Origin of the sequence: Streptomyces sannanensis, from assembly GCF_039536205.1 — a bacterium.
Classification (GTDB): Bacteria; Actinomycetota; Actinomycetes; order Streptomycetales; family Streptomycetaceae; genus Streptomyces; species Streptomyces sannanensis.
Genome location: NZ_BAAAYL010000001.1, coordinates 665,549 through 684,405, shown reverse-complemented (window position 1 = coordinate 684,405; position 18,857 = coordinate 665,549). Strand labels below are relative to the sequence as shown.

Sequence of the window (18,857 nt, the reverse complement as noted above, 5' to 3'; positions counted from 1 at the left end):
TGGGCTACGCCTGGGAGGCGGCCGGTCGCAGTCCGGGAACCGCTGTGTGGACGCGCGTGATCAGCGGGGGGAGGAGCAGTGAGCTCACTGTTGCCCCGGCCGCGGCGGACAGGGCGATGCTCCAGGCGATGGGGCCGAGGGGCGTGCAGCCGAAGAACCGGCTCAGGACCGGGGTCTGGACGACGGCCGCCAGTGCGGCCAGGGAGCCCACGGAGGAGAGGACGATCGCTCTGCTGCGGCCCCCGACCAGGAGGGTCTGGCCGAGCTGTGCGCCTACGAGCGCAACCAGGGCGACGGTGCGGGCGCGGGTGGGCCGGCCGGTGAACCGTGCGGCGAGCCAGGCGGCCGTGGCGCCCAGGGTCGTGGCCACGGCGCGGCACACCATCTCCTCGGTCAGAGCCGTGCCGAGCGAGACCTGCGGTCCCTCGTGGAGCATGCGTTCGGCGGCCTCGGGCTGCGGTGGGCGCAGGGCGACGGCCATGGCCGGGGCGAGGTCGGTGAAGAGGTTGACCAGCAGGAGCTGGCGGGCCGTCAGGGGCGAGGTCCCGGTGGCGGCCGCACCGAGGAGGGTGAAGGCGATCTCGCCGAGATTGCCGCCGACGAGGATTGCCAGTGCCTGGCGTACGGAGGCCCACATCGCGCGGCCCTCCACGAGCGCGGCGAGTACCGTCTCCAACCGGTCGTCCGTCACGACGAGGTCGGCCGCCGCACGCGCGGCCGGCGTGGCCCGTGTTCCGAACGCGATCCCGATGTCGGCGAGCCGGATGGCGGGGGCGTCGTTGGCGCCGTCGCCGGTCATCGCGACCGTACGGCCCAGACGTTGGAACGCCTGGACCACGCGGACCTTGTGCACGGGGGTGCCACGGGCGACGACGCCGACGTCGGGCAGCAGCCTGTCGAGGGCGCGGTCGTCCAGGTCGTCGAGTTCGGCTCCTGTCACCACCCGCCTGCCGTCCAGGACGCCCAGTTCGCGGGCCATCGACTCGGCGGTGCCCGGGTGGTCTCCGGTGATCATCACGATGTGCACCCCGGCGTCCGTGAGTCGGCGCACCGCGTCGCGGGCGGTGCCGCGCACGCGGTCGGCGAACGCGAGGAAGCCGAGGAAGTCGAGGCCGTCCACTGCCTCGTCGGTGAGCTTGCCGCCGGGCGCGTCCCGGAGTTCGCCGATCGCGAGAATCCGGTGGCCCTTGGCCGCCAGCTTCTCGCCCTCCGCGAGGGCGGCCCTCCTGCCCTTGCGGTCCAGGCGTTTGCCGCCGCGGGTGGCGCAGCGCTTCACGACCTCCTCCGGTGCCCCCTTGACCGACAGGATCCGGCGCCGGCCGGAGCGGCCTCGCGTTGCGTGGAAGCCGCGGCTGGGTTCGAACGGCAGGCTGGCGGTGTGTCGCCATCCTGGTGCGGCCGTATTCCGGTTCACTCCCGCTCGCTGAGCGCCCTCGGTGACCGCGGCGTCGGTGGCGTGTTCCAGCGCTTCACCGTTGTGCGGGCGTGGTGTCGCCCGCAGTGCTGCGGCGAGGACGGCGCGCTGCTCGTCCTCGAGCGATTCGAGGGGGCGACCGTGGCCGTCGGCGGCGACGGCGACGAGGGAGATACGCCCCAGGGTGAGGGTTCCCGTCTTGTCGAAGCACAGGACGTCGGTGCGCCCGGCCGCCTCGATGGTACGGGGATGCCTGAGCAGGGCTCCGCGTGCGGAAAGCCTTCTGGCGGAGGCGAGTTGGGCGGCAGAGACCAGAAAAGGCAGTCCTTCGGGCACGCTGGCGACGGCCAGCCCCACACCCGCCCCGACCGTGTCCCGGGTGGGGCGCCCGCGCAGCATGCCCGCCGCCACCACGGCAGCGGCCGAACCGAGGGCCACCGGGAGCGTGGTACGGGTGATCCGGGTCAGTCGGCGCTCGACGCCGGCGGGGGGCGCCGCGCCGCGCCCTTCCGCCGCGGCGCGGCCGGCCTCGGTGGCCGTGCCGGTCGCGACGACGACTGCGCGCCCACGGCCGGCCGCCACGGTGGTGCCCTCGTAGACCATGGACGTACGGTCCCCGAGGTCCGAGGCGAGAACGGGCGCCGCGTTCTTTGCCACGGGCAGCGACTCGCCGGTCAGCGCGGATTCGTCGACTTCCAGTTGATGTGTCAACAGCAGGCGGCCGTCCGCCGGCACCACGTCGCCCGGGGTCAGGTTCACCACGTCGCCCACGGCCAGCTCCGCGGCGGCGGCGATGGTTTCCTCCCCGTCCCGTACGACGTTGGTCATGACGGCCGACTCCCGCCGTAGCTGGGCGACCGCGCGGTCGGTCCGGTACCGCTGGAAGCCGCCGAAGAACCCGGACAGAGCGGTCACCGCCACGATGATGACGGCGTCGAGGACGGCGCCCACCGACGCCGACATGGCCGCCCCGGCGCCGAGGACGGGCGTCAGCGGGTTCGCCATCTCGGACAGGCAGGCCCGGCCGAGCGACGGCGTCGGCGCCCGTTCGCCGGTGCCCGCGGCCCGCGCCAGAGCCTCCTCGGCCGTCAGCCCGTCGTCGCTCCCGCCGGTCCTGGCGAGCACGGTGGATGGGTCCATGGCATGCCATGGGTGCCGCGACGTGGTCAGTGGCAGGGGGCGTCGCAGCAGACGTACCGCCGCCCAGACACCGACCAATGTGCCCAGCGCTGCCGCCGCATTGAACGCCGTCACACCCCGGGCTGCCGGCCGTGGCGCCCGCCCCGCCAGCACTGCCGTTGCGCCGACCACGGCCGCGGCTTGGGCGAGCCGCACGCCCCGGCGCGCGGTCTCCCGGGCGGTGCGGCAGGACTCCACGATCACGACGGCCGACGCGAGATCGCCGTCGTCCAGGTACAGGTCCGCACCCCACGGCGGCGTCCCCTTCGGGTCGGTGATGCCCACGCCGACATCGGTGGCCTGGAGCGCGCGCCGGTCGGGCGAGAGCAGCAGTACGCCGTCGCCGTCCCGCTGCAGGGCCCGTACGGACTCGAGCAGCCGATCGCCTCCCTCACCGACCGCGTCGGCCTCCCGCATGGACGCATCCGCGGTGTGCGCACCCACGGCCACGACCTTGAGCCCGGCCGCGTGGGCGGCCGGGACGAAGGCGCTCGCGGCGTCGTGCATTTCGGGCAGCACACTGATCACGGCGAGCAGGTGCTGTCCGTGCGCCAGGCCCACCACGAGCCGCGCGCCCTTCTGCTGCAAACGCTCTCGGGCCCGCTTCCCCGACCGCCCCCGCAACGTCAGCTGTTCAACCGGCCCCAGCACCCACTCCCCGTCCCGCTGAACGCGTTCCGGGGCGCTGCCGTCGAAGAGTCGGTGGGCCGTCGCGGCGAGTTCACCCGCGGGCGCGTCGTCGTCGAGGGCGACAAGGTCGGCCAGCAGATGAGAACCGGTGGCCAGGGCGTCCGTGTCGAGCAGCACGGTTCCGATCCGGTCCAGCCTCCGCAGCGCCTGCGGGTCGGCCACGACGATTCCCCGGCGGGCCAGGCCCCGGCCGAAGGCGCAGGCGAAGCCTTCGCGAGCCAGGGGCGGCGCCTTCGGGATTGCTGCCAGCGCCGCACCCACGGCCCGTCCGGAGCGCCGGGTGACGATCAGCGATCCGGCGAAGGACGCCGCCGCCACGGCGAGTGCCTGGTCGGCGTAGTGCTCGATCGGGCCGGGTTTCAGCGGCGCCTCGCGGGGAGGCGGCTCGGGCGCCGTGTGATGGGCCGCAGCTGCGGCGCTGCCTGCGACGCGCGGCTCGGCCGCGGCCCAGGCGGAGGCTTCCGCGTTGGCCTCCATCGCGCGCAGGGCGTGCCGAACAGTGTCCACGCCGACCCCGGCGAGACCGCCTGAGCCCGCCTGACCCATCGCCGTGAGCGAGGCCAGGAGTAGTCCGGCATTGTCGGCGCCGACCGCCTGCTCGACGAGTCGCCGCAGCCGGGGATGAGCGTCGACGAGCGGGGCGAGCGCCGCGATGCCCGCGGGGATGGGAGTGCGGCGCGTCAAACCGGCGAACGCTGCCACGGGTGCGGCAGCCACGTGCAGGGCCATGGCCGAGGCGGCCCGACGGACGCGCCCACCCGAGACGGGATGCTCGGGCAGCGGATGTGTGACGCCGTGGGCTTCCTCCACCGCCTCGACCGCCTCGATCAAGGCGTCCGCGATCGTTTCGGTCTCGAACGTCCCTTCGGTGCCGACGACAGCGTGACCGAGTACGGTGTTCACCACGGCCCACTCCACCGAGGGCAGGGCGGCCAGCCCCCGCTCGACGTCCTCTGCCAGGTTCCTCGCCGCGGCCTCGGGCAGGTCACCGGGGCCAAGACCTCGCACGGCGACGTGCGCGCGTCTTCCGAAGATCCGTACGCGTGCCTGGGCCTCGTTCCGTAGTGCGCCGGTCGCGGACGACACCACAGCCCGCAGCAGTGCGCATCCCGGCAGTGCCACCGCGCATCACCAGCTCCCTGCGGCCCGGCACTCCCTCCCGCGTGCACGGGTAGACCAGCCCCGTTTCCATCGCACCGCTTCGAACGCGCACACGCCACCGGAAGCGCGCGAGAATTGAAGAGGCACACCACACCGACTCCGATGAAAGGAGGAGGGGGGATGGTCGAGACAGCGGAGAGCCCGCAACAGGAAACCCATGCGCGCGACGGCGCGGGTCTGCACCTGCACATGCGCACGCTGCATCCTCCGGTACCGATTCCGTACCTCACCAGGGAAGAAGTGACGAGCACGGCCCGAGCGGCGACGGCACGACTGCCCGGTACGCCCGTCGCCAAGGATCTCGTGTTCTATGGAGGCCTCGGAGCACTGGCCGTGGCAGGGGCTCTGGAATGGCCGGTCGCCCTGGCCGTTGGCGGAGCCACCTGGTTGCTTCGGAGCGGGCGGAAGGAGAAGCCTGACGTAGGTGCCCAGGCGTAGAGAAGAGCGGCACCGGGGCCGGTCGCTCGACAGGGAAGGCCGCCGGGCGCCGGATGAAAATGGCTCCTCCACCCCCGTGAACGGGGGGCGGCTTTCCGTTAAAGCCGGTGAGGGCCGGCTCCTTCGCGGTGTGTGCGCACTCGGGGCGCCTCCGGGAGGTTTGCGGAGATCAATCGCCTCCGCTCAGGATCGGATCCCCTCCCCGCCGGAAGCCGGGGATTCCCTCCGAGGACGAGGGAGGGCGCGTGGGGGCGTGGGCGCTGCCGGGCGCCGGGGTATTACACGGCGGCCGGTACGAAGACAGTACGCAGAGAGCGTGAGCAAGCGGCCCACAGCTCCCGGATGAGGCGCAGGATGATCGCCTCGGCGAGCGCAACGATGATCTTCGTTGCCACGGCTGCAAGGATCTCGGCCATGTGGGCTGACTTTCTGTAGATTCGAGTGTCCGAAACGAGACAATGCAGCCCTTTCCTTCTTCAAGGGTGCCTCCCATGAGTACTTCTGATGTCGCTCGGGTGAACAGGTGAACAAACGGGATCGCGTCGACATCAGGAGCGCTGCTTACGACACACAGCCGGGCTGCTTCTGCCCCCTTTGTGCGCGCGGACATCCCATGGGACCGGTGCTGCGGTCGCGGCACGACTGGCTGCATGAGAGGGGCCTCGCGGCAGCGGACGAGAACCCGTGAAAGGCTGGTGATCATCCGTGCCTCGGCTGACCGGGTGCGGCCCGCCGTGTCCCGGTCGACCCGCAGGGACCGATCCTCTTCGAGAGGCCTGTGGATGTCGTCGCGGATGTCCCGGCCGATCCGGAGGCGGCGGAAGCCGTGGACCCAGGCGTTCGTGCGCTCGACTACCCATCGGACGGTTCCGAGTCCTGAGCCGTGCGCGTCACCGCGTCGGGCGATGACCGGTTTGATCCCTCTGTGCACCGAGTAGAAGGGAGCTCCATTTACTTCCCGGTACCGGGGACACGGGGCGGGCCGGCGGCGACCAGGTAGCAGAAGCCGCGGCCCTGGTGTCGGCGCCGAAGATCGGGGCCCTCGGGGTGGCGCCCTTTGCTGACTGCCTCCGCGGGCATCATGCCTGTGACCCTGCAGGAATGAAACATCTGCCTCAGTTCTGGCACATCGGCGCCATCCACGCACGGTTCGGGATGGTGAGGGAACGCAGTGTGTAGGGCTCGAACAGTGCGCCCACGGCAGACTCCATTCATGACGGCGCCGGGTGGGAGTTCGTACGATATATGCCGTAGTACGACCAGTGTCAAACTACGAGAGTTCTCGTACAATGGATGACCCTGGACGAAGTGGAGTCGCCGTGATCACCGCAACGAGCAACCGCGAGCTCGCCCACCCCACGCGTGAGGAGATCCGGCTGGAGGGAGTACTGCACGCGCTGTCCGACCCCATGCGGCTGCGGGTCGTACGGGAGCTGTCTGCCGTCGAGAAGGAGCTGTCCTGCTCGGACTTCGAACTGCCGGTCACCAAGTCGACGACCACGCACCACTTCCGGGTGCTGCGCGAGGCCGGCGTGATCCAGCAGATCTACCGGGGCACTGCCAAGATGAACGGACTGCGCCGCGCGGATCTGGACCTCCTCTACCCCGGCCTGCTCGACAGCGTCCTCGCGGCCGCGGACGGGCAGGCCCTCCGGCTCGGTGAGGACTGAGGTCCGGCGGGCAGTCCCCAACCGTCAGGGCGTCAGCGTTCGGCTTCGCTTCCGAGTGCCGTGCTCAGCAGCCCCTGCCAGTCCGGGATCTTCACCGAACCGCGGCCCAGCGACCGCCCCAGTGCCGCCTCCGCCCGCTCGATCGCCAACCAGCCGGGCCACTCCACGGGCCGTAGCCCGGCCGAGCGCAGCGCGGCCACCGGGTCTGCTTCGGGGGTACGGCGCAGTAGGGCCGGGGCGTCCTCCAGGAGTGAGGTGGCCGTTTCCTTGGCGCACGGCCGGTTGGTGCCGATGACCCCGGTGGGCCCCCGTTTGATCCATCCGGCCACGTACTCGCCGGGCGAGGGCTCGCCGTTCCTGAGTACGCGTCCGGCGGCGTGCGGGACCGTGCCCCGGGTGGCGTCGAAGGGCAGGCCGGTCAGCGGTACGCCCCGGTAGCCGACGGCCCGCAGCACCAGTTCGGCCTGGATGTTCTCGTACGTTCCGGTGCCGCGCACCCCGCCCTCGCCGTCCGGCAGGGTGCGTTCGAAGCGCACGCCCGCGGTCCGTCCGTCGAGTTCCAGGATCTCCGCGGGCCGCAGGAAGAACCGCAGACGGATACGGCGGTCCCGGTCGTCGGCCGCCGCGCCGGCCCAGCCGCGCAGCACCTCGACATTGCGCCGGTTGACTGCGGGCAGTGCGGCGGGGTCGGTGTACGCGGGGTCCAGGGCCAGCTCCGCGGGGTCCACCAGGGCCTGGGCGGCCGGCAGTGAGCCGAGTTCGCGCAGCTCTTTGGTGGTGAACTTGGCCTGAGAGGGTCCGCGTCGGCCCACCATGTGTACCTCGCGCACCAGGCTGCCCCCCAGGGCGTCCAGCGGGGCCTGAGGCACATCGGTCGGCCGCAGTTCACCGGGGCCGCGCGCGAGGATGCGGGTGACGTCGACCGCCACATTGCCGACGCCGATGACCACGGCCGACCGCGCGCCGAGCGTGAAGCCGTTGCCCGCGGCGTCGGGGTGTGCGCTGTACCAGGAGACGAAGTCCGTGGCGGAGCGGCTTCCTGGCAGATCCTCGCCCGGAATGCCCAGATGGCGGTCGGTTGCCGCGCCGACGCAGTAGACGATGGCGTGGTACAGCTCCAGTAGCCGGGCCGGGCTCACTCCGCCCGGGCCCACCTCCACGTTTCCGACGAAGCAGACCCGGTCGTCCTCCAGAACCGTCCGCAGATTGTTCTGGAGCGACTTGATCTTCTCGTGGTCCGGTGCCACGCCGTAGCGCACCAGTCCGTACGGGCAGGGCAGCCGGTCCAGCACATGCACCCGGACGTCGGGCACCAGGGTCTGCTGCACCAGGGACTGGGCGGTGTAGACGCCACTGGGGCCCGAACCGACAACTGCGACGCGAAGCACGGCGGTGCTCCTTTCCCGCGGGTGCCTCCAGCATGGCACCGGGGTGCGCTGTGGGGGAGCCTTGGGACACGAGCCTCAGGACATCGACTCCATACGGTGTATCTCGGCGCTCTGCTGGGAGATCACATCGTTGGCCATCTCCTGCACCAGGATGTTGTTGCCGTCGCCGAGGACATCGGTGGCCATGGTGATCGCCCCCTGGTGGTGTGTGATCATCAGCTTCAGGAAGAGGGTGTCGAAGGCCTTGCCCTTGGCGGCGCGCAGTTCCCCGAGCTGCGCCTCGGTCGCCATGCCCGGCATAGCGCCGTGGTGGTGCTCGTGTCCGCCCATGGTCTCGCTTTCACCGTGCTGCGCGAGCCAGCCCCGCATCGCGCCGATCTCGGGGCCCTGGGCCGCCGAGATGCGTTCTGCGAGCCGTTTGACCTTGGCGGAACCGGCCTGCTTCGGGGCGAGCGCGGTCATCTCGAGCGCCTGGGCGTGGTGTGTGATCATCATCTGGGTGTACATGACGTCGGCCGCGTTGGGGGTGTCGGCGGGGACGGCCTCGGCCGCCTCCTTGGCCGAAAGGATCTTCGCCGGTTCGCCGGGCTTGCCCGGTGCCACGACCTTCGCCCCGTTGTCCGCCGCTGCTGCCGGGGCCCGCTCGCCGGACTCACAGGCTCCCAGGGCGAGTACGGCACCGACTGCCGTCGCCGCGACGACCAACCTCCTGAAATGGGTGGTCTTCCGACGGATCGTCACTGTGACCTCCTGTGATGCGAGGGGCGGTTGGCCAGATCCTGGCACGGGATTCAACGCCGTTGATCAGAAACTCGCATTACATCTTTGTTGCCATCTGTTGAGATGTACATGGGAAGGACGATACTGCCGGGGTCCGAGAACCGTTCAACTTCGAACGGACACAAGGGAGGACGTAGTGACTTCGTTGCTCCATGCCCATGCGCGGCGCAGACGACTGGCCGTGGCGACGGCCGCGGCCGGGCTTCTCGCCACGCTGTTCGCCGCAGGCCCCGCGGCCGCGACGCCCGACCCGGGGGACGCTCCGGCAGCCGTCGGCGCCTCCAAGGAGCTGGCCGCCGAGACCCGGGCCGACATCGCGAACGGCCTGATACCGGGTCAGGACGAGATCGTCCACAGCGACAACATCGAGCACCTGACCAACATCCCCAAGGGTGCGCTCCAGGGGACCAATTCCGACCTGGCCTTCCAGGACAACTACGCCTTCGCCGGAAACTACGACGGCTTCCGGATCTTCGACATCAGCGATCCGAAGAACCCGAAGACGGTGTCGGAGGTCCTCTGTCCGGGCTCGCAGAACGACATCTCCGTCTCCGGGAACCTGCTCTTCCTGTCCACGGACTCCTCGCGGAGCGACGACTCCTGCAACAGCACCCCGCAGTCCGCGACGATCAAGGACTCGTGGGAGGGCATGAAGATCTTCGACATCAAGGACAAGGCGAACCCGAAGTACGTCGCCTCTGTCGAGACGAACTGCGGTTCGCACACCCACTCGCTGGTGCCCGACGGCCCCAACGTGTACATCTACGTGTCCTCGTACTCGCCGGCCGACAACTTCCCCGACTGCCGGCCGCCGCACGACGGTATCTCGGTCATCAAGGTGCCGCGCAAGGCACCCGAGCAGGCCAAGGTCGTGAACTTCCCGGTGCTCTTCCCGGCCGACCACCCCGAGTACCCCGGCGGCAACGACGGCATTCCCGGAAAGGTCTCCAAGACCACCGGCTGCCACGACATCACCGTGCTGCCCTCGAAGAAGCTCGCGGCCGGCGCCTGCATGGGCGACGGAATCCTGATGTCCATCAAGGACCCGGAGCACCCGAAGGTCATCGACCAGGTCCAGGACAACGTCAACTTCGCGTTCTGGCACTCGGCGACCTTCAACCAGGACGCCGACAAGGTCGTCTTCACCGATGAGCTCGGTGGCGGCGGCGCCGCCACCTGCAACGCGGCCGTCGGTCCGAACCGCGGTGCCGACGGCATCTACGACATCGTCGGCAAGGGTGAGAAGGCCAAGCTCGTCTTCCGCAGCTACTTCAAGATCCCCCGTCACCAGGCGGACACCGAGAACTGCGTGGCCCACAACGGTTCGCTGATCCCGGTCAAGGGCAAGGACATCATGGTCCAGGCCTGGTACCAGGGCGGTGTCTCCGTCTGGGACTTCACCGACTCCGCCAACCCCAAGGAGATCGGCTACTTCGAGCGTGGCCCGCTCTCCACCACCCAGATGAGGACCGGCGGTTCCTGGTCGGCGTACTACTACAACGGCCACATCTACTCGAACGACATCGCCAAGGGCTTCGACGTCCTGAAGATCAACGACAAGCTCACGGACCCCGCCAAGCGAGTGAAGCTCGACCGGCTCAACGTCCAGACTCAGCCTGAGTACTTCGACTGAACCGGAACATCCTGACGCGTGCCGCCGGACGGTTCACCGCCCGGCGGCACGCCCATCTCCAGGTCCAGCCCGTACCGCTCGAACAGCTCCGCCCGCAGCCGCGGCAGCGGCATCGGCGCCCCGGGCAGCAACTCGGCGAAGACCGCGCCCATCAGCAGCGCCCGCAGCATCGGATAGTCGGCGTCCACGTCGTGCGAGCCGTAGCGCCGGAGCGTGTCCCGCAGCAGGAAGGCCAGCCGCTGTTGCTCGGCGCACTGCACAAAGCCTTCCGCCTGCAGGATTCCCGCCATGTGTGCCCGGATCAGCACGGGCCGGTCATGAGCGAGTCCGAGCATGGCATCGATGGCCCGCGCCAGCCGCTCCCGCCCGTCGTCGGTACGCGGCGCCCGCTCCAACACCTCTTCCAGGGTGAGATGCATCAGCCGGTGCACGGCCGACTGCAGCAACTGCCGCTTGCCGGGGAAGTAGTACGAGATCAGACCGCGGGCCGATCCCGCCCGGTCGGCGATGTCGCCCAGGGTCGTCGCCTCGTATCCGCGCTCCGCGACGAGCTCAACGGTCGCCTGGAGCAGCCTTTCCCGGGAACGTCGGCGCAACTCTTCATTGACCGATGCGCTGCGCGGGGACATGCTGTAACTCCTGCGTTGACTGGCTGAGAGCCAATATACTCATGGCTCTCCGCTCAGAGGACTGTTCCAGGCCTCTGAGCTGCGGGTCTGCTGCCTGTCTTGGGCGACGCGGGGGATCGCCCAAGACAGGCAGCCGGGGCCCTTCACCGCCGTGCGTCCGTGATCCACCGCTGGTACGCGGCGATGGACGGCGTCACCAGCGCGGCCCTCAGCAGCCGGCCGCCCAGGACCTCCGAGAACCAGTGCACACCCAGGTACAGGTGAGTGAAGCCCACCTCCGCCACGGAGACGGCCGCCACTACGAGCGCCGCATCCCCACGGCCGGGCGCGGCCGGTGCAGGGCCAGTGGCCACAACAGCAGCCCGCTGCCACCGCCGAGCGGTGCAACTCGTCCGCCGTCTGCCGGTCCAGTGCCCATAGCGGCCCCCATCGGGACATGACGAGCCCCAGGAGTGCCGATGCCAACCGAACGAACAGCACGCCCGCGCGTGCAGCCATGCCGTGTGAGGTGTGGGGGGAGTGCGAGGGGAGGCCCTGGCGGAACGCATCCGCCGCGGGCTATGCCAGCGCGCTCAGACCCGGTACGAAGGCCACCAGAAGCGGTACCACGGGGACGAGCGTCGCGGCCGCGGTCAGCCGCAGCCTCCGTCCCGCGGTGAGGCGCGGCGCCGCGGTCAGCAGCCGGCGCACACGCTGCGACACCTCGCCCTCCCGGGTCGGGGAAGGGCCGAACACGCCGCGGTGCTCATTGAGTTCCACCAGGGCGAGAGCGATCGTCAGCCGCCCGAACCGACGTGATGCGGCGTCGTCGGCGGCCAGTTCGACCAGTCGGTGCATCTCGTCACGGAACGCGGCGAACACCGGGATCCGGGGGAAGCCGTTGGCCAGCGCGGCGGAACAGTTCAGCAGCCAGTCGTGCCTGGCCCGGGCGTGACCCTGCTCGTGCGCCAGCACCGCGTCCAGCTGATGGCCCTTCAGTCGTCTCATCGCCGCAGTGCTGATCACCAGCTGGGGCGCCGTGCCGTGCAGCCACCAGGCGTCCGGGCGCTCTCCTTCCAGTACGACCAGAGGATCGCCGCCCGGCTTCTCACCGGGCAGCAGCGGGGCGCGCAACAGGAGTTCGGCGCGCTGCTGGGCCCGACGCGCCCGCGCCCTGCGGATCTCACGGGTGAGCATCGCCGCGGTCCAGGCCCCGCCGCAGGCCAGTGCCACCGCCATCACCGCCGCCCAGGGCCCGTGCGGGCCCAGCGCGTAGGCCTCGACGACCGCGCGGGGCGCGGGCGCGAACACCTGGCCCCGTACCTCCTGCCAGGCGGCGGCCGCGCTCAGCACCATCGAAAGCCCGAAGCAGATCAGCACGGCGGCCACGACGCACTGCCACACCCACAACGCCACCACCGGCTCGCGCTCCGGCCAGTCGGCCCGCGACAGCAGTCGGGGGGCGGCGACGGCGGCCACGACGCCGAGCAGCAGCAGCGCGAGGGAGACCATCATGACGCCAGCCTATGAGTGGGGCTGTACCGACGGGTATGGCCTTGCGCGGCAAGTGACGCACACCACGGTTTCGTCCGTGCCGTCTCGGAGGCTCAGAGCGCGAGCAGCATCGCCACCATGCCGAGCCCCATCGCCAGCCGGCACGCCAACGCCAGCTCGGACCGCGTCCCACGGGCGGCGACGCCCGCCGCGACGGGCACCGGCACCAGCGCGGCGCCCGTCCGCAGCACGTACGCGGCGTAGTACGCCAGCAACGCGCCCGTCACCGGCGGAACCCCAGCAGGGGCCCCCGCCCCATGCCCCGCATGCCCGCCGCCCGGCGGCGCGAGCATCGCCAACGACATGTAGACCATCGCCAGCGAACCGACCAGATGGTGCAGATGGTGCCCGCCGCTCCTGGCGGCCCCCAGGGCCCGAAGTGCCGCGCCGCCGAACACGACGGCGTACCCGCCCCACACCCAGCCCGGGGGAGTGACCGCCGCGGCGGGCACGGCCATCGCGGCCATGCCGAACCCCATCAGTGCCTCACCGGCCGCACCGGCGCGCTCCGGCCCGGATTCGCTGCGCATTCGCAGCACACAGTACGCACCGGTCATCCCGCACAGTGCCACGAGCAACCACCCGGACAGCGCCGGACCATGCACGGCACACCTCCCCCTCGGGCCCTGCCGACACATCGAGAAGTCGATGCCCGCACAGCCCGGTGCCTACGCGAGCGCACCGGCACACAGGGGGAGCACACGGCCACGCGGAGGACTTGTCCGCGGCCGACGAAGAACCGCCGGCCGCTCGCGGGCCGGCCGGACTGTTCGCGCAGTCGGCCCATCTGATGCAGCGTCAGCGGCAGCTTCGAGAACATGCCCCCTCTGCCGCGCGTACGACCGCGCTTCGGACTCATGCCCCGGAGCGTCCAAGAGGGCGGCCGGATCGCCCGGTTGGGCGTGATCCGGCCCCGCACGACACCCAGTTCCGCCCGCCCTGACGCGCTGGTCAGTCGTCGCCGAGCGTGCGCTGGTCCCGCCTGAGGGGATGGTCCGCCGGGATCTCGACGAGGACGATCCTGTGGCCGTCCGGGTCGGCGATCCACATCTCGATCAGCCCCCACGGTTCCTTCACCGGTGGCCGGAGCACCTCGACGCCGCGCGCCGACAGTTCGCCGTACGCGGCCTGGACATCCGCGACCTGGAGCCACAGCTCGAGATCCGGCGCGGGCGGGGTGCCGGCGCGGCCGGACACCTCGAGGAAGCCGCCGCCGAGGAAGTAGACGGTCCCGCGCTCCGGGCCGACGCCGAACTCGCGGTGGACGGCGAGGCCGAGCGTCCGGCCGTAGAAGGCGCGGGAGCGCTCCGGGTCGGTGGGACGAAGCAGGATCCTGCTGCTCAGTACATGCACCATGAAGCGGTCCTTGGTGGGCGGGCTAGTCTCGTCGGAAAAGCCAGTACAGACGGGAGAAAGCTCACGATGGAGACCCTCACCTTCCGGGACGGCACCGAATCCGATGTCGACGCGGTCGTGGCGCTGGTCGAGTCGGCCTACCGGGGGGACAGCGGCCGGAAGGGATGGACCACGGAGTCGGACATCCTCGAGGGGCAGCGCACCGACCCCGAGGGGGTCCGTGCGGTCATCACCACATCCGGCAGCCGGCTGCTGGCCGTGGAGGGGGACGGCCGGATCATCGCCTGCTGCCAGCTGGAGCACCGCGGCGAGGCCGTGTACTTCGGCATGTTCGCCGTCAGCCCGGAACTCCAGGGCGCCGGCCTCGGCAAGCGGATCATCGCCGAGGCGGAGCGGATCGCGCGCGAGGAATGGGGTGCGCGCGAGATGCACATGACGGTGATCTCGGTGCGCGTCGAGCTCATCGCCTGGTACGAGCGCCGCGGCTATCGCCGTACGGGGGAGACGAACCCCTTCCCGTACGGCGACGAGCGCTTCGGCATTCCGCAGCGCCCGGACCTCGAGTTCGAGCTGCTCGTCAAGCCGCTTTCCTGAGGCTGCGTCAGGCGGTGAACCGGCCGGTGCGGCGGATCTCCGGGAGGTCGGTGGCGATCCCGTCGAGCTCCAGCGCGCGGGCCAGCCGGAGCTCGTCCTGGGTGTTCACCACCCAGCCGATGACCTTGAGTCCTTCCGCATGCGCTCGCTCGACGACCTCGAGCGTCAGCCGGCGGATGTTCAGCGCCAGCGAAGAGGCCCCTACCGCCCTGGCGCGGTCCACCACGTCATCGCCCCAGGTACTGGCGATCAGCGCGGTCCGCACACCCGGTACGAGCGCGGCGATCTCGGCCAGGGCGGCGTCGTGGAAGGACGCGACCTCGACACGCCCGACCAGGTCGCGCCGGTGCATCACCTGGGCGAGGGCCCGCGCCGCGGCCGAGTCCTTGATCTCGGCCTGAAGGGGCGCGGACACGGCGTCCAGCACCTCCTCGAAGAGGGGTACGCGCTCGCCATGGCCCGCGTCGAGCTCGCGCAGCTCGGCGAGGGTCTTGTCGGTGACCGGCCCGGTGCCGTCCGTCGTACGGTCCACATCCGCGTCGTGCAGGACGACGAGCGCGCCGTCCTTGCTCAGATGCAGATCCAGCTCGATGACGTCCATACCCGCATGCTGGGCGCGGATGAAGGAACGGAGGGTGTTCTCCGGCTCGACACCCATGACTCCGCGATGACCGATGGTGAGGAAGTTCAAGGTTCACCTGCTTCCGTCGACTGCGGCTTCCGTGCGGAACTGTCCCGTGTCCGCGCGGCAGGGCGCAGCCTAGTGGCCGGCAGCGGTGATGACCCCCGCCGCGCGCGGGAAGCGGAGCGATCCGCCCTGCCGCGGAGCTCCGACGGCCCGTACTCGTCACCCGTGAGTGGGTGCGTCTTCCCGGAGTTGACGCCCGACCGGGCCGGGCTCCTGTGTGCGACGGCCCGCCTCGGTGGCGGCATGGCGCCGCTCCCTGTCCCGAAGTCATCGACGAGGCCTGCGAAACGTTTGCCGGGCTGACAGAAGCAATTGCCGCAACCGCTTCAGACAGGAAGAACCACGGCGATAGTGGGGGGTTAGCGGGATATTTTCCCGAACGCCCTCTTGTACGGAAGAACCGCACGTGTATACGCTGCGTTGACGCAAGGTTCTCCCGTGGAGGAAGTGACATGACGGAAATTCTTGTGCAGGACGTGGCTGCTGAGGGCGCACCTGCCGACCTTCGGGTGGTCGGCCACCCTGCCTGGCCCGCGCTCAAGAATGCCGTGGAGGAGATCCGCCCCTGGCAGTCGAAGGACGGCTCGATCGACTTCGATGCCGAGGGTGCGCCCTCCCGTGAGGACGTGCGGGCCGTGGTCGAGCGGATGGCCGCCGCTGTCGAGGAGCTGTCCCCACTGGTGGCCCACGACGCCGCCTACCACCAGGCGCTCGTCGTCGACCTGCGCAAGTGGGCCGATCAGGGCTTCGGTGTCCCGGACTTCCTGGACTCCCTGATGGCCTTCCAGCCTGCGGAGAACCGCACCGACGGCCGCCAGCACCTGGTGCTGTTCCCGATGTACACGCAGAACGGCAACCTCGACCGCAACTTCGAGGCCGTCGTCCTGTGCATGGTCTGGCCCGAGTGGCTGTCCGAGCTCGAGGCCACCCGCTACGACAACCCGCTGTTCTGCGGCATCACCTTCGAGGACTTCACCGCTGGCTACGACACCAACTCCGCGGTGCTGTTCCCGGAGACCGTCGCCGTGCGCGAGGTCCCGGACGGCTTCAGCTGGGGCGCCATCTTCTGCGACCGCGAGGCGGCCCGCTTCCGCGTGGTCACCGAGGCGGCCGTGGAGACCCTCGGTGTTGAGCTGCCCGAGGACATCAAGCAGATGCTCGGCGACCAGAAGCGCTGCGAGCAGGCCTTCGTCCTGTGGGACATGGTCCACGACCGCACCCACAGCCACGGCGACCTGCCGTTCGACCCCTTCATGATCAAGCAGCGCCAGCCGTTCTGGATGTACGGCCTGGAGGAGCTGCGCTGCGACCTGACCTCCTTCAAGCAGGCCGTGAAGCTCGAGGCCGAGGGCAACCCGCACGGCCGTGACGTGCAGTACGCCGTCCTCTTCGACCGGATGTTCCGCTTCCCGCTCACCGGCGACCGGGTGCGCAACTACGACGGCGTCGGCGGCCAGCTGCTCTTCGCGTACCTGCACAAGCACGACGTGCTGCGCTGGACCGACAACACGCTGAAGATCGACTGGGAGCGGGCCCCGCAGATCACCAACCAGCTCTGCGGCGAGATCGAGAAGCTCTACCGCGACGGCATCGACCGCCCGAAGCTGGTCCACTGGTTCGCCGCGTACGAGCTGGTGTCCACCTATCTCGCCCCGCACCCCGGCTCCCGCTGGGCCAAGGGCCCGGAGGCCCTGGACCTGACCCAGCCGCCGCGCAAGCTGGTGGATGACGTGCTGGACGACGAGTTTCCGCTGAGCATGTTCTTTGAGGCGCTCGCCAAGAAGCTGAAGAATGTGATCGCCTCCACCAAGGGCATCACAGCGGCGGACGTCGACGCCGCGTGAGCATTCGTACGGAGGGGATTGAGAACATGACCAGCAACAACAACGGGCCGCTCGCCGGCCGTGTGGTAGCGGTGGCCGGAGCCGCCGGACCGGCCGGTCGGGCCGCCCTGCTGCGGCTCGCCGAGGCGGGCGCGACCGTTGTCGGGGCCGACGCGGACGCCGGACGTCTCGCGGAGGCCGTGGACGCCGCGCGGTACGCCCACGGGGGCGCCACCGTCACCGGCGACACCGTCGACCTGCTTGACCTGGATGCGGCCCGTGCCTGGGCCGCGCGCATCGAGAAGGAGTTCGGCCGGATCGACGGCCTGGTCCACCTGGTCGGCGGCTGGCGCGGGAGCGCGACCTTCGCCGAGACCGACCTCGCCGACTGGGACCTGCTGGAGAAGCTGCTCATCCGCACGGTCCAGCACACCTCGCTCGCCTTCGCCGAGGCGCTCAAGCGCAGCGACAACGGCCGCTATCTGCTGATCAGCGCCGCCGGTGCGTCCAAGCCCACGGCCGGCAACGCCGCGTACTCCGCGTCGAAGGCGGCCGCCGAGGCCTGGACCCTGGCATTGGCCGACGACTTCCGCAAGGCGGGGGGCGAGGAAGGCCCGTCCACGGCTGCTGCGATCCTGGTGGTCAAGGCACTGGTGCACGACGCCATGCGCGCCGAGCGGCCCGGTGCGAAGTTCGCGGGCTTCACCGACGTCAAGGATCTGGCCGAGGCCATCGTCGGCGTGTGGGAGCAGCCCGCCCAGGAAGTGAACGGAAACCGTCTGTGGCTGACCCCCAAGCCGTGATCCCGTCCAAGACCGACGCACGTCGTCATCACGACCCGGCGGTACGCGGCTTCGCCAGTGACAACTACGCGGGTGCCCACCCGGAAGTTCTCGCGGCAATCGCCCTCGCCAACGGCGGCCACCAGGTCGCCTACGGCGAGGACGAGTACACCGACCACCTCCAGCGGGTGATGCACAGCCACTTCGGCCAGTACGCGGAGGCCTTCCCGGTCTTCAACGGTACGGGTGCCAACGTCACCGCCCTCCAGGCGATGACCGACCGCTGGGGCGCGGTGATCTGCGCCGAGAGCGCGCACATCAACGTGGACGAGGGCGGTGCGCCCGAGCGGATGGCCGGGCTGAAGCTGCTCACCGTGCCGACGCCGGACGGCAAGCTCACCCCCGAGCTGATCGACCGGCAGGCATGGGGCTGGGAGGACGAGCACCGGGCGATGCCGCAGGTCGTGTCGATCACCCAGAACACCGAGCTGGGCACGGTCTACACGCCGGAAGAGATCAGGGCCATCTGCGAGCACGCGCACGAGCGCGGCATGAAGGTCCACCTCGACGGTGCCCGCATAGCCAACGCGGCCGCGTCGCTCGACGTGCCCATGCGGACGTTCACCAATGAGGTGGGCGTGGACGTGCTCTCCTACGGCGGTACGAAGAACGGCATGCTCTTCGGTGAGGCCGTGGTCGTCCTCAACCCGGACGCCGTGCGCCAGATGAAGCACGTCCGCAAGATGTCCATGCAGCTGGCGTCCAAGATGCGCTTCGTGTCGGTGCAGCTGGAGGCGCTCCTCGCGCGCGATCTGTGGCTGCGCAACGCCCGGCACGCCAACTCCATGGCCCAGCGGCTCGCCGAGGGCGTGCGTGAGGTCGACGGGGTGGAGATCCTCTACCCGGTGCAGGCCAACGCCGTCTTCGCACGGCTGCCGCACGAGGTGAGCCTGCGCCTGCAGAAGCGTCATCGCTTCTACTTCTGGGACGAGGCCGCCGGCACCGTACGCTGGATGTGCTCCTTCGACACCCGTGAGGAAGACGTCGACGGCTTCCTGGCGGCGCTGAAGGACGAGATGGCACGCTAGCGCCTCGGTGC

At 70.3% G+C, this 18,857-nt stretch carries 16 protein-coding genes and 1 pseudogene; 7 read left to right on the top strand and 10 right to left on the bottom strand.

Annotated elements, in window-relative coordinates:
• Positions 1 to 4 precede the first annotated feature (4 nt).
• Positions 5 to 4,405 carry a cation-translocating P-type ATPase gene (locus ABD858_RS03010; protein ID WP_345034365.1) on the bottom strand — a complete coding sequence of 1,467 codons (4,401 nt, stop codon included), beginning with the start codon at positions 4,403 to 4,405 and terminating at the stop codon, positions 5 to 7.
• A gap of 159 nt (positions 4,406 to 4,564) precedes the next feature.
• Between ABD858_RS03010 and ABD858_RS03005 the strand changes: the two genes are divergently transcribed.
• Positions 4,565 to 4,882, top strand: coding sequence for a hypothetical protein (locus ABD858_RS03005; protein ID WP_345034364.1), 318 nt, complete (start codon positions 4,565 to 4,567; stop codon positions 4,880 to 4,882).
• Between the two features lie 778 nt (positions 4,883 to 5,660).
• Here the strand turns inward: ABD858_RS03005 and ABD858_RS03000 are convergent.
• Positions 5,661 to 5,807 (bottom strand): annotated as a pseudogene (locus tag ABD858_RS03000) (IS5/IS1182 family transposase); the annotation flags it as partial.
• Between the two features lie 394 nt (positions 5,808 to 6,201).
• On the opposite strand from ABD858_RS03000, the gene ABD858_RS02995 reads away from it, so the two are divergent.
• Entirely contained in the window at positions 6,202 to 6,552 is a 351-nt protein-coding gene (locus ABD858_RS02995; RefSeq protein ID WP_345034362.1) for an ArsR/SmtB family transcription factor, read from the top strand.
• A gap of 32 nt (positions 6,553 to 6,584) precedes the next feature.
• Here ABD858_RS02995 and ABD858_RS02990 read toward each other — a convergent pair whose 3' ends face one another.
• Together ABD858_RS02990 and ABD858_RS02985 are read right to left on the bottom strand one after the other, a co-directional pair.
• A complete protein-coding gene (locus ABD858_RS02990) occupies positions 6,585 to 7,940 on the bottom strand; it encodes an FAD-dependent oxidoreductase (protein WP_345034360.1) in 1,356 nt (451 codons plus the stop codon).
• 75 nt (positions 7,941 to 8,015) lie between these two features.
• Positions 8,016 to 8,681: a DUF305 domain-containing protein gene (locus ABD858_RS02985; RefSeq protein ID WP_425586142.1), complete on the bottom strand. Its 666-nt coding sequence runs from the start codon at positions 8,679 to 8,681 to the stop codon at positions 8,016 to 8,018.
• A 175-nt stretch (positions 8,682 to 8,856) separates the two neighbouring features.
• Between ABD858_RS02985 and ABD858_RS02980 the strand changes: the two genes are divergently transcribed.
• Positions 8,857 to 10,353 carry an LVIVD repeat-containing protein gene (locus tag ABD858_RS02980; protein WP_345034358.1) on the top strand — a complete coding sequence of 499 codons (1,497 nt, stop codon included), beginning with the start codon at positions 8,857 to 8,859 and terminating at the stop codon, positions 10,351 to 10,353.
• Here the strand turns inward: ABD858_RS02980 and ABD858_RS02975 are convergent.
• The 5 genes from ABD858_RS02975 to ABD858_RS02955 all read right to left on the bottom strand — a co-directional run bounded on the left by ABD858_RS02975 (position 10,332) and on the right by ABD858_RS02955 (position 13,871).
• Positions 10,332 to 10,982 carry a TetR/AcrR family transcriptional regulator gene (locus tag ABD858_RS02975; RefSeq protein WP_345034357.1) on the bottom strand — a complete coding sequence of 217 codons (651 nt, stop codon included), beginning with the start codon at positions 10,980 to 10,982 and terminating at the stop codon, positions 10,332 to 10,334. The two genes, ABD858_RS02980 and ABD858_RS02975, sit on opposite strands and share 22 nt — an antisense overlap.
• 143 nt (positions 10,983 to 11,125) lie before the next feature.
• Positions 11,126 to 11,335, bottom strand: coding sequence for a hypothetical protein (locus ABD858_RS02970; protein ID WP_345034356.1), 210 nt, complete (start codon positions 11,333 to 11,335; stop codon positions 11,126 to 11,128).
• Positions 11,336 to 11,540: 205 nt separating this feature from the next.
• Positions 11,541 to 12,476, bottom strand: coding sequence for a M56 family metallopeptidase (locus ABD858_RS02965; protein ID WP_345034354.1), 936 nt, complete (start codon positions 12,474 to 12,476; stop codon positions 11,541 to 11,543).
• Positions 12,477 to 12,568: 92 nt separating this feature from the next.
• Positions 12,569 to 13,120: a DUF5134 domain-containing protein gene (locus ABD858_RS02960; protein ID WP_345034353.1), complete on the bottom strand. Its 552-nt coding sequence runs from the start codon at positions 13,118 to 13,120 to the stop codon at positions 12,569 to 12,571.
• Between the two features lie 346 nt (positions 13,121 to 13,466).
• Complete coding sequence (locus tag ABD858_RS02955) at positions 13,467 to 13,871, bottom strand: VOC family protein (RefSeq protein WP_345034352.1); 405 nt, start codon at positions 13,869 to 13,871, stop codon at positions 13,467 to 13,469.
• 66 nt (positions 13,872 to 13,937) lie between these two features.
• Here ABD858_RS02955 and ABD858_RS02950 point away from each other — a divergent pair, with 66 nt between their 5' ends.
• Positions 13,938 to 14,465 (top strand): GNAT family N-acetyltransferase, encoded by a 528-nt coding sequence (locus ABD858_RS02950; RefSeq protein WP_345034351.1) that lies wholly within the window; start codon positions 13,938 to 13,940, stop codon positions 14,463 to 14,465.
• Between the two features lie 7 nt (positions 14,466 to 14,472).
• On the opposite strand, the gene ABD858_RS02945 is transcribed toward ABD858_RS02950, so the two are convergent.
• Positions 14,473 to 15,156, bottom strand: coding sequence for a glycerophosphodiester phosphodiesterase (locus ABD858_RS02945; protein WP_345034349.1), 684 nt, complete (start codon positions 15,154 to 15,156; stop codon positions 14,473 to 14,475).
• Positions 15,157 to 15,605: 449 nt separating this feature from the next.
• Here ABD858_RS02945 and ABD858_RS02940 point away from each other — a divergent pair, with 449 nt between their 5' ends.
• The 3 genes from ABD858_RS02940 to ABD858_RS02930 are packed head-to-tail and all read left to right on the top strand — an operon-like array spanning position 15,606 to position 18,846.
• A complete protein-coding gene (locus ABD858_RS02940; RefSeq protein ID WP_345034348.1) occupies positions 15,606 to 16,997 on the top strand; it encodes a DUF6421 family protein in 1,392 nt (463 codons plus the stop codon).
• A gap of 26 nt (positions 16,998 to 17,023) precedes the next feature.
• Positions 17,024 to 17,779 carry an SDR family NAD(P)-dependent oxidoreductase gene (locus ABD858_RS02935; RefSeq protein WP_345034346.1) on the top strand — a complete coding sequence of 252 codons (756 nt, stop codon included), beginning with the start codon at positions 17,024 to 17,026 and terminating at the stop codon, positions 17,777 to 17,779.
• Complete coding sequence (locus tag ABD858_RS02930) at positions 17,776 to 18,846, top strand: threonine aldolase family protein (RefSeq protein WP_425586305.1); 1,071 nt, start codon at positions 17,776 to 17,778, stop codon at positions 18,844 to 18,846. The genes ABD858_RS02935 and ABD858_RS02930 overlap by 4 nt, the downstream gene beginning before the upstream one ends.
• The last annotated feature ends 11 nt before the right edge of the window (positions 18,847 to 18,857 follow it).

What these genes read in the sequence shown, in the direction of transcription:
- ABD858_RS02975 (WP_345034357.1), bottom strand. Translation starts at nt 10,982, where the DNA reads ATGTCCCCGCGCAGCGCATCGGTCAATGAAGAGTTGCGCCGACGTTCC.
- ABD858_RS02965 (WP_345034354.1), bottom strand. Translation starts at nt 12,476, where the DNA reads ATGATGGTCTCCCTCGCGCTGCTGCTGCTCGGCGTCGTGGCCGCCGTC.
- ABD858_RS02940 (WP_345034348.1), top strand. Translation starts at nt 15,606, where the DNA reads ATGACGGAAATTCTTGTGCAGGACGTGGCTGCTGAGGGCGCACCTGCC.
- ABD858_RS02935 (WP_345034346.1), top strand. Translation starts at nt 17,024, where the DNA reads ATGACCAGCAACAACAACGGGCCGCTCGCCGGCCGTGTGGTAGCGGTG.
- ABD858_RS02950 (WP_345034351.1), top strand. Translation starts at nt 13,938, where the DNA reads ATGGAGACCCTCACCTTCCGGGACGGCACCGAATCCGATGTCGACGCG.
- ABD858_RS02955 (WP_345034352.1), bottom strand. Translation starts at nt 13,871, where the DNA reads ATGGTGCATGTACTGAGCAGCAGGATCCTGCTTCGTCCCACCGACCCG.
- ABD858_RS03005 (WP_345034364.1), top strand. Translation starts at nt 4,565, where the DNA reads ATGGTCGAGACAGCGGAGAGCCCGCAACAGGAAACCCATGCGCGCGAC.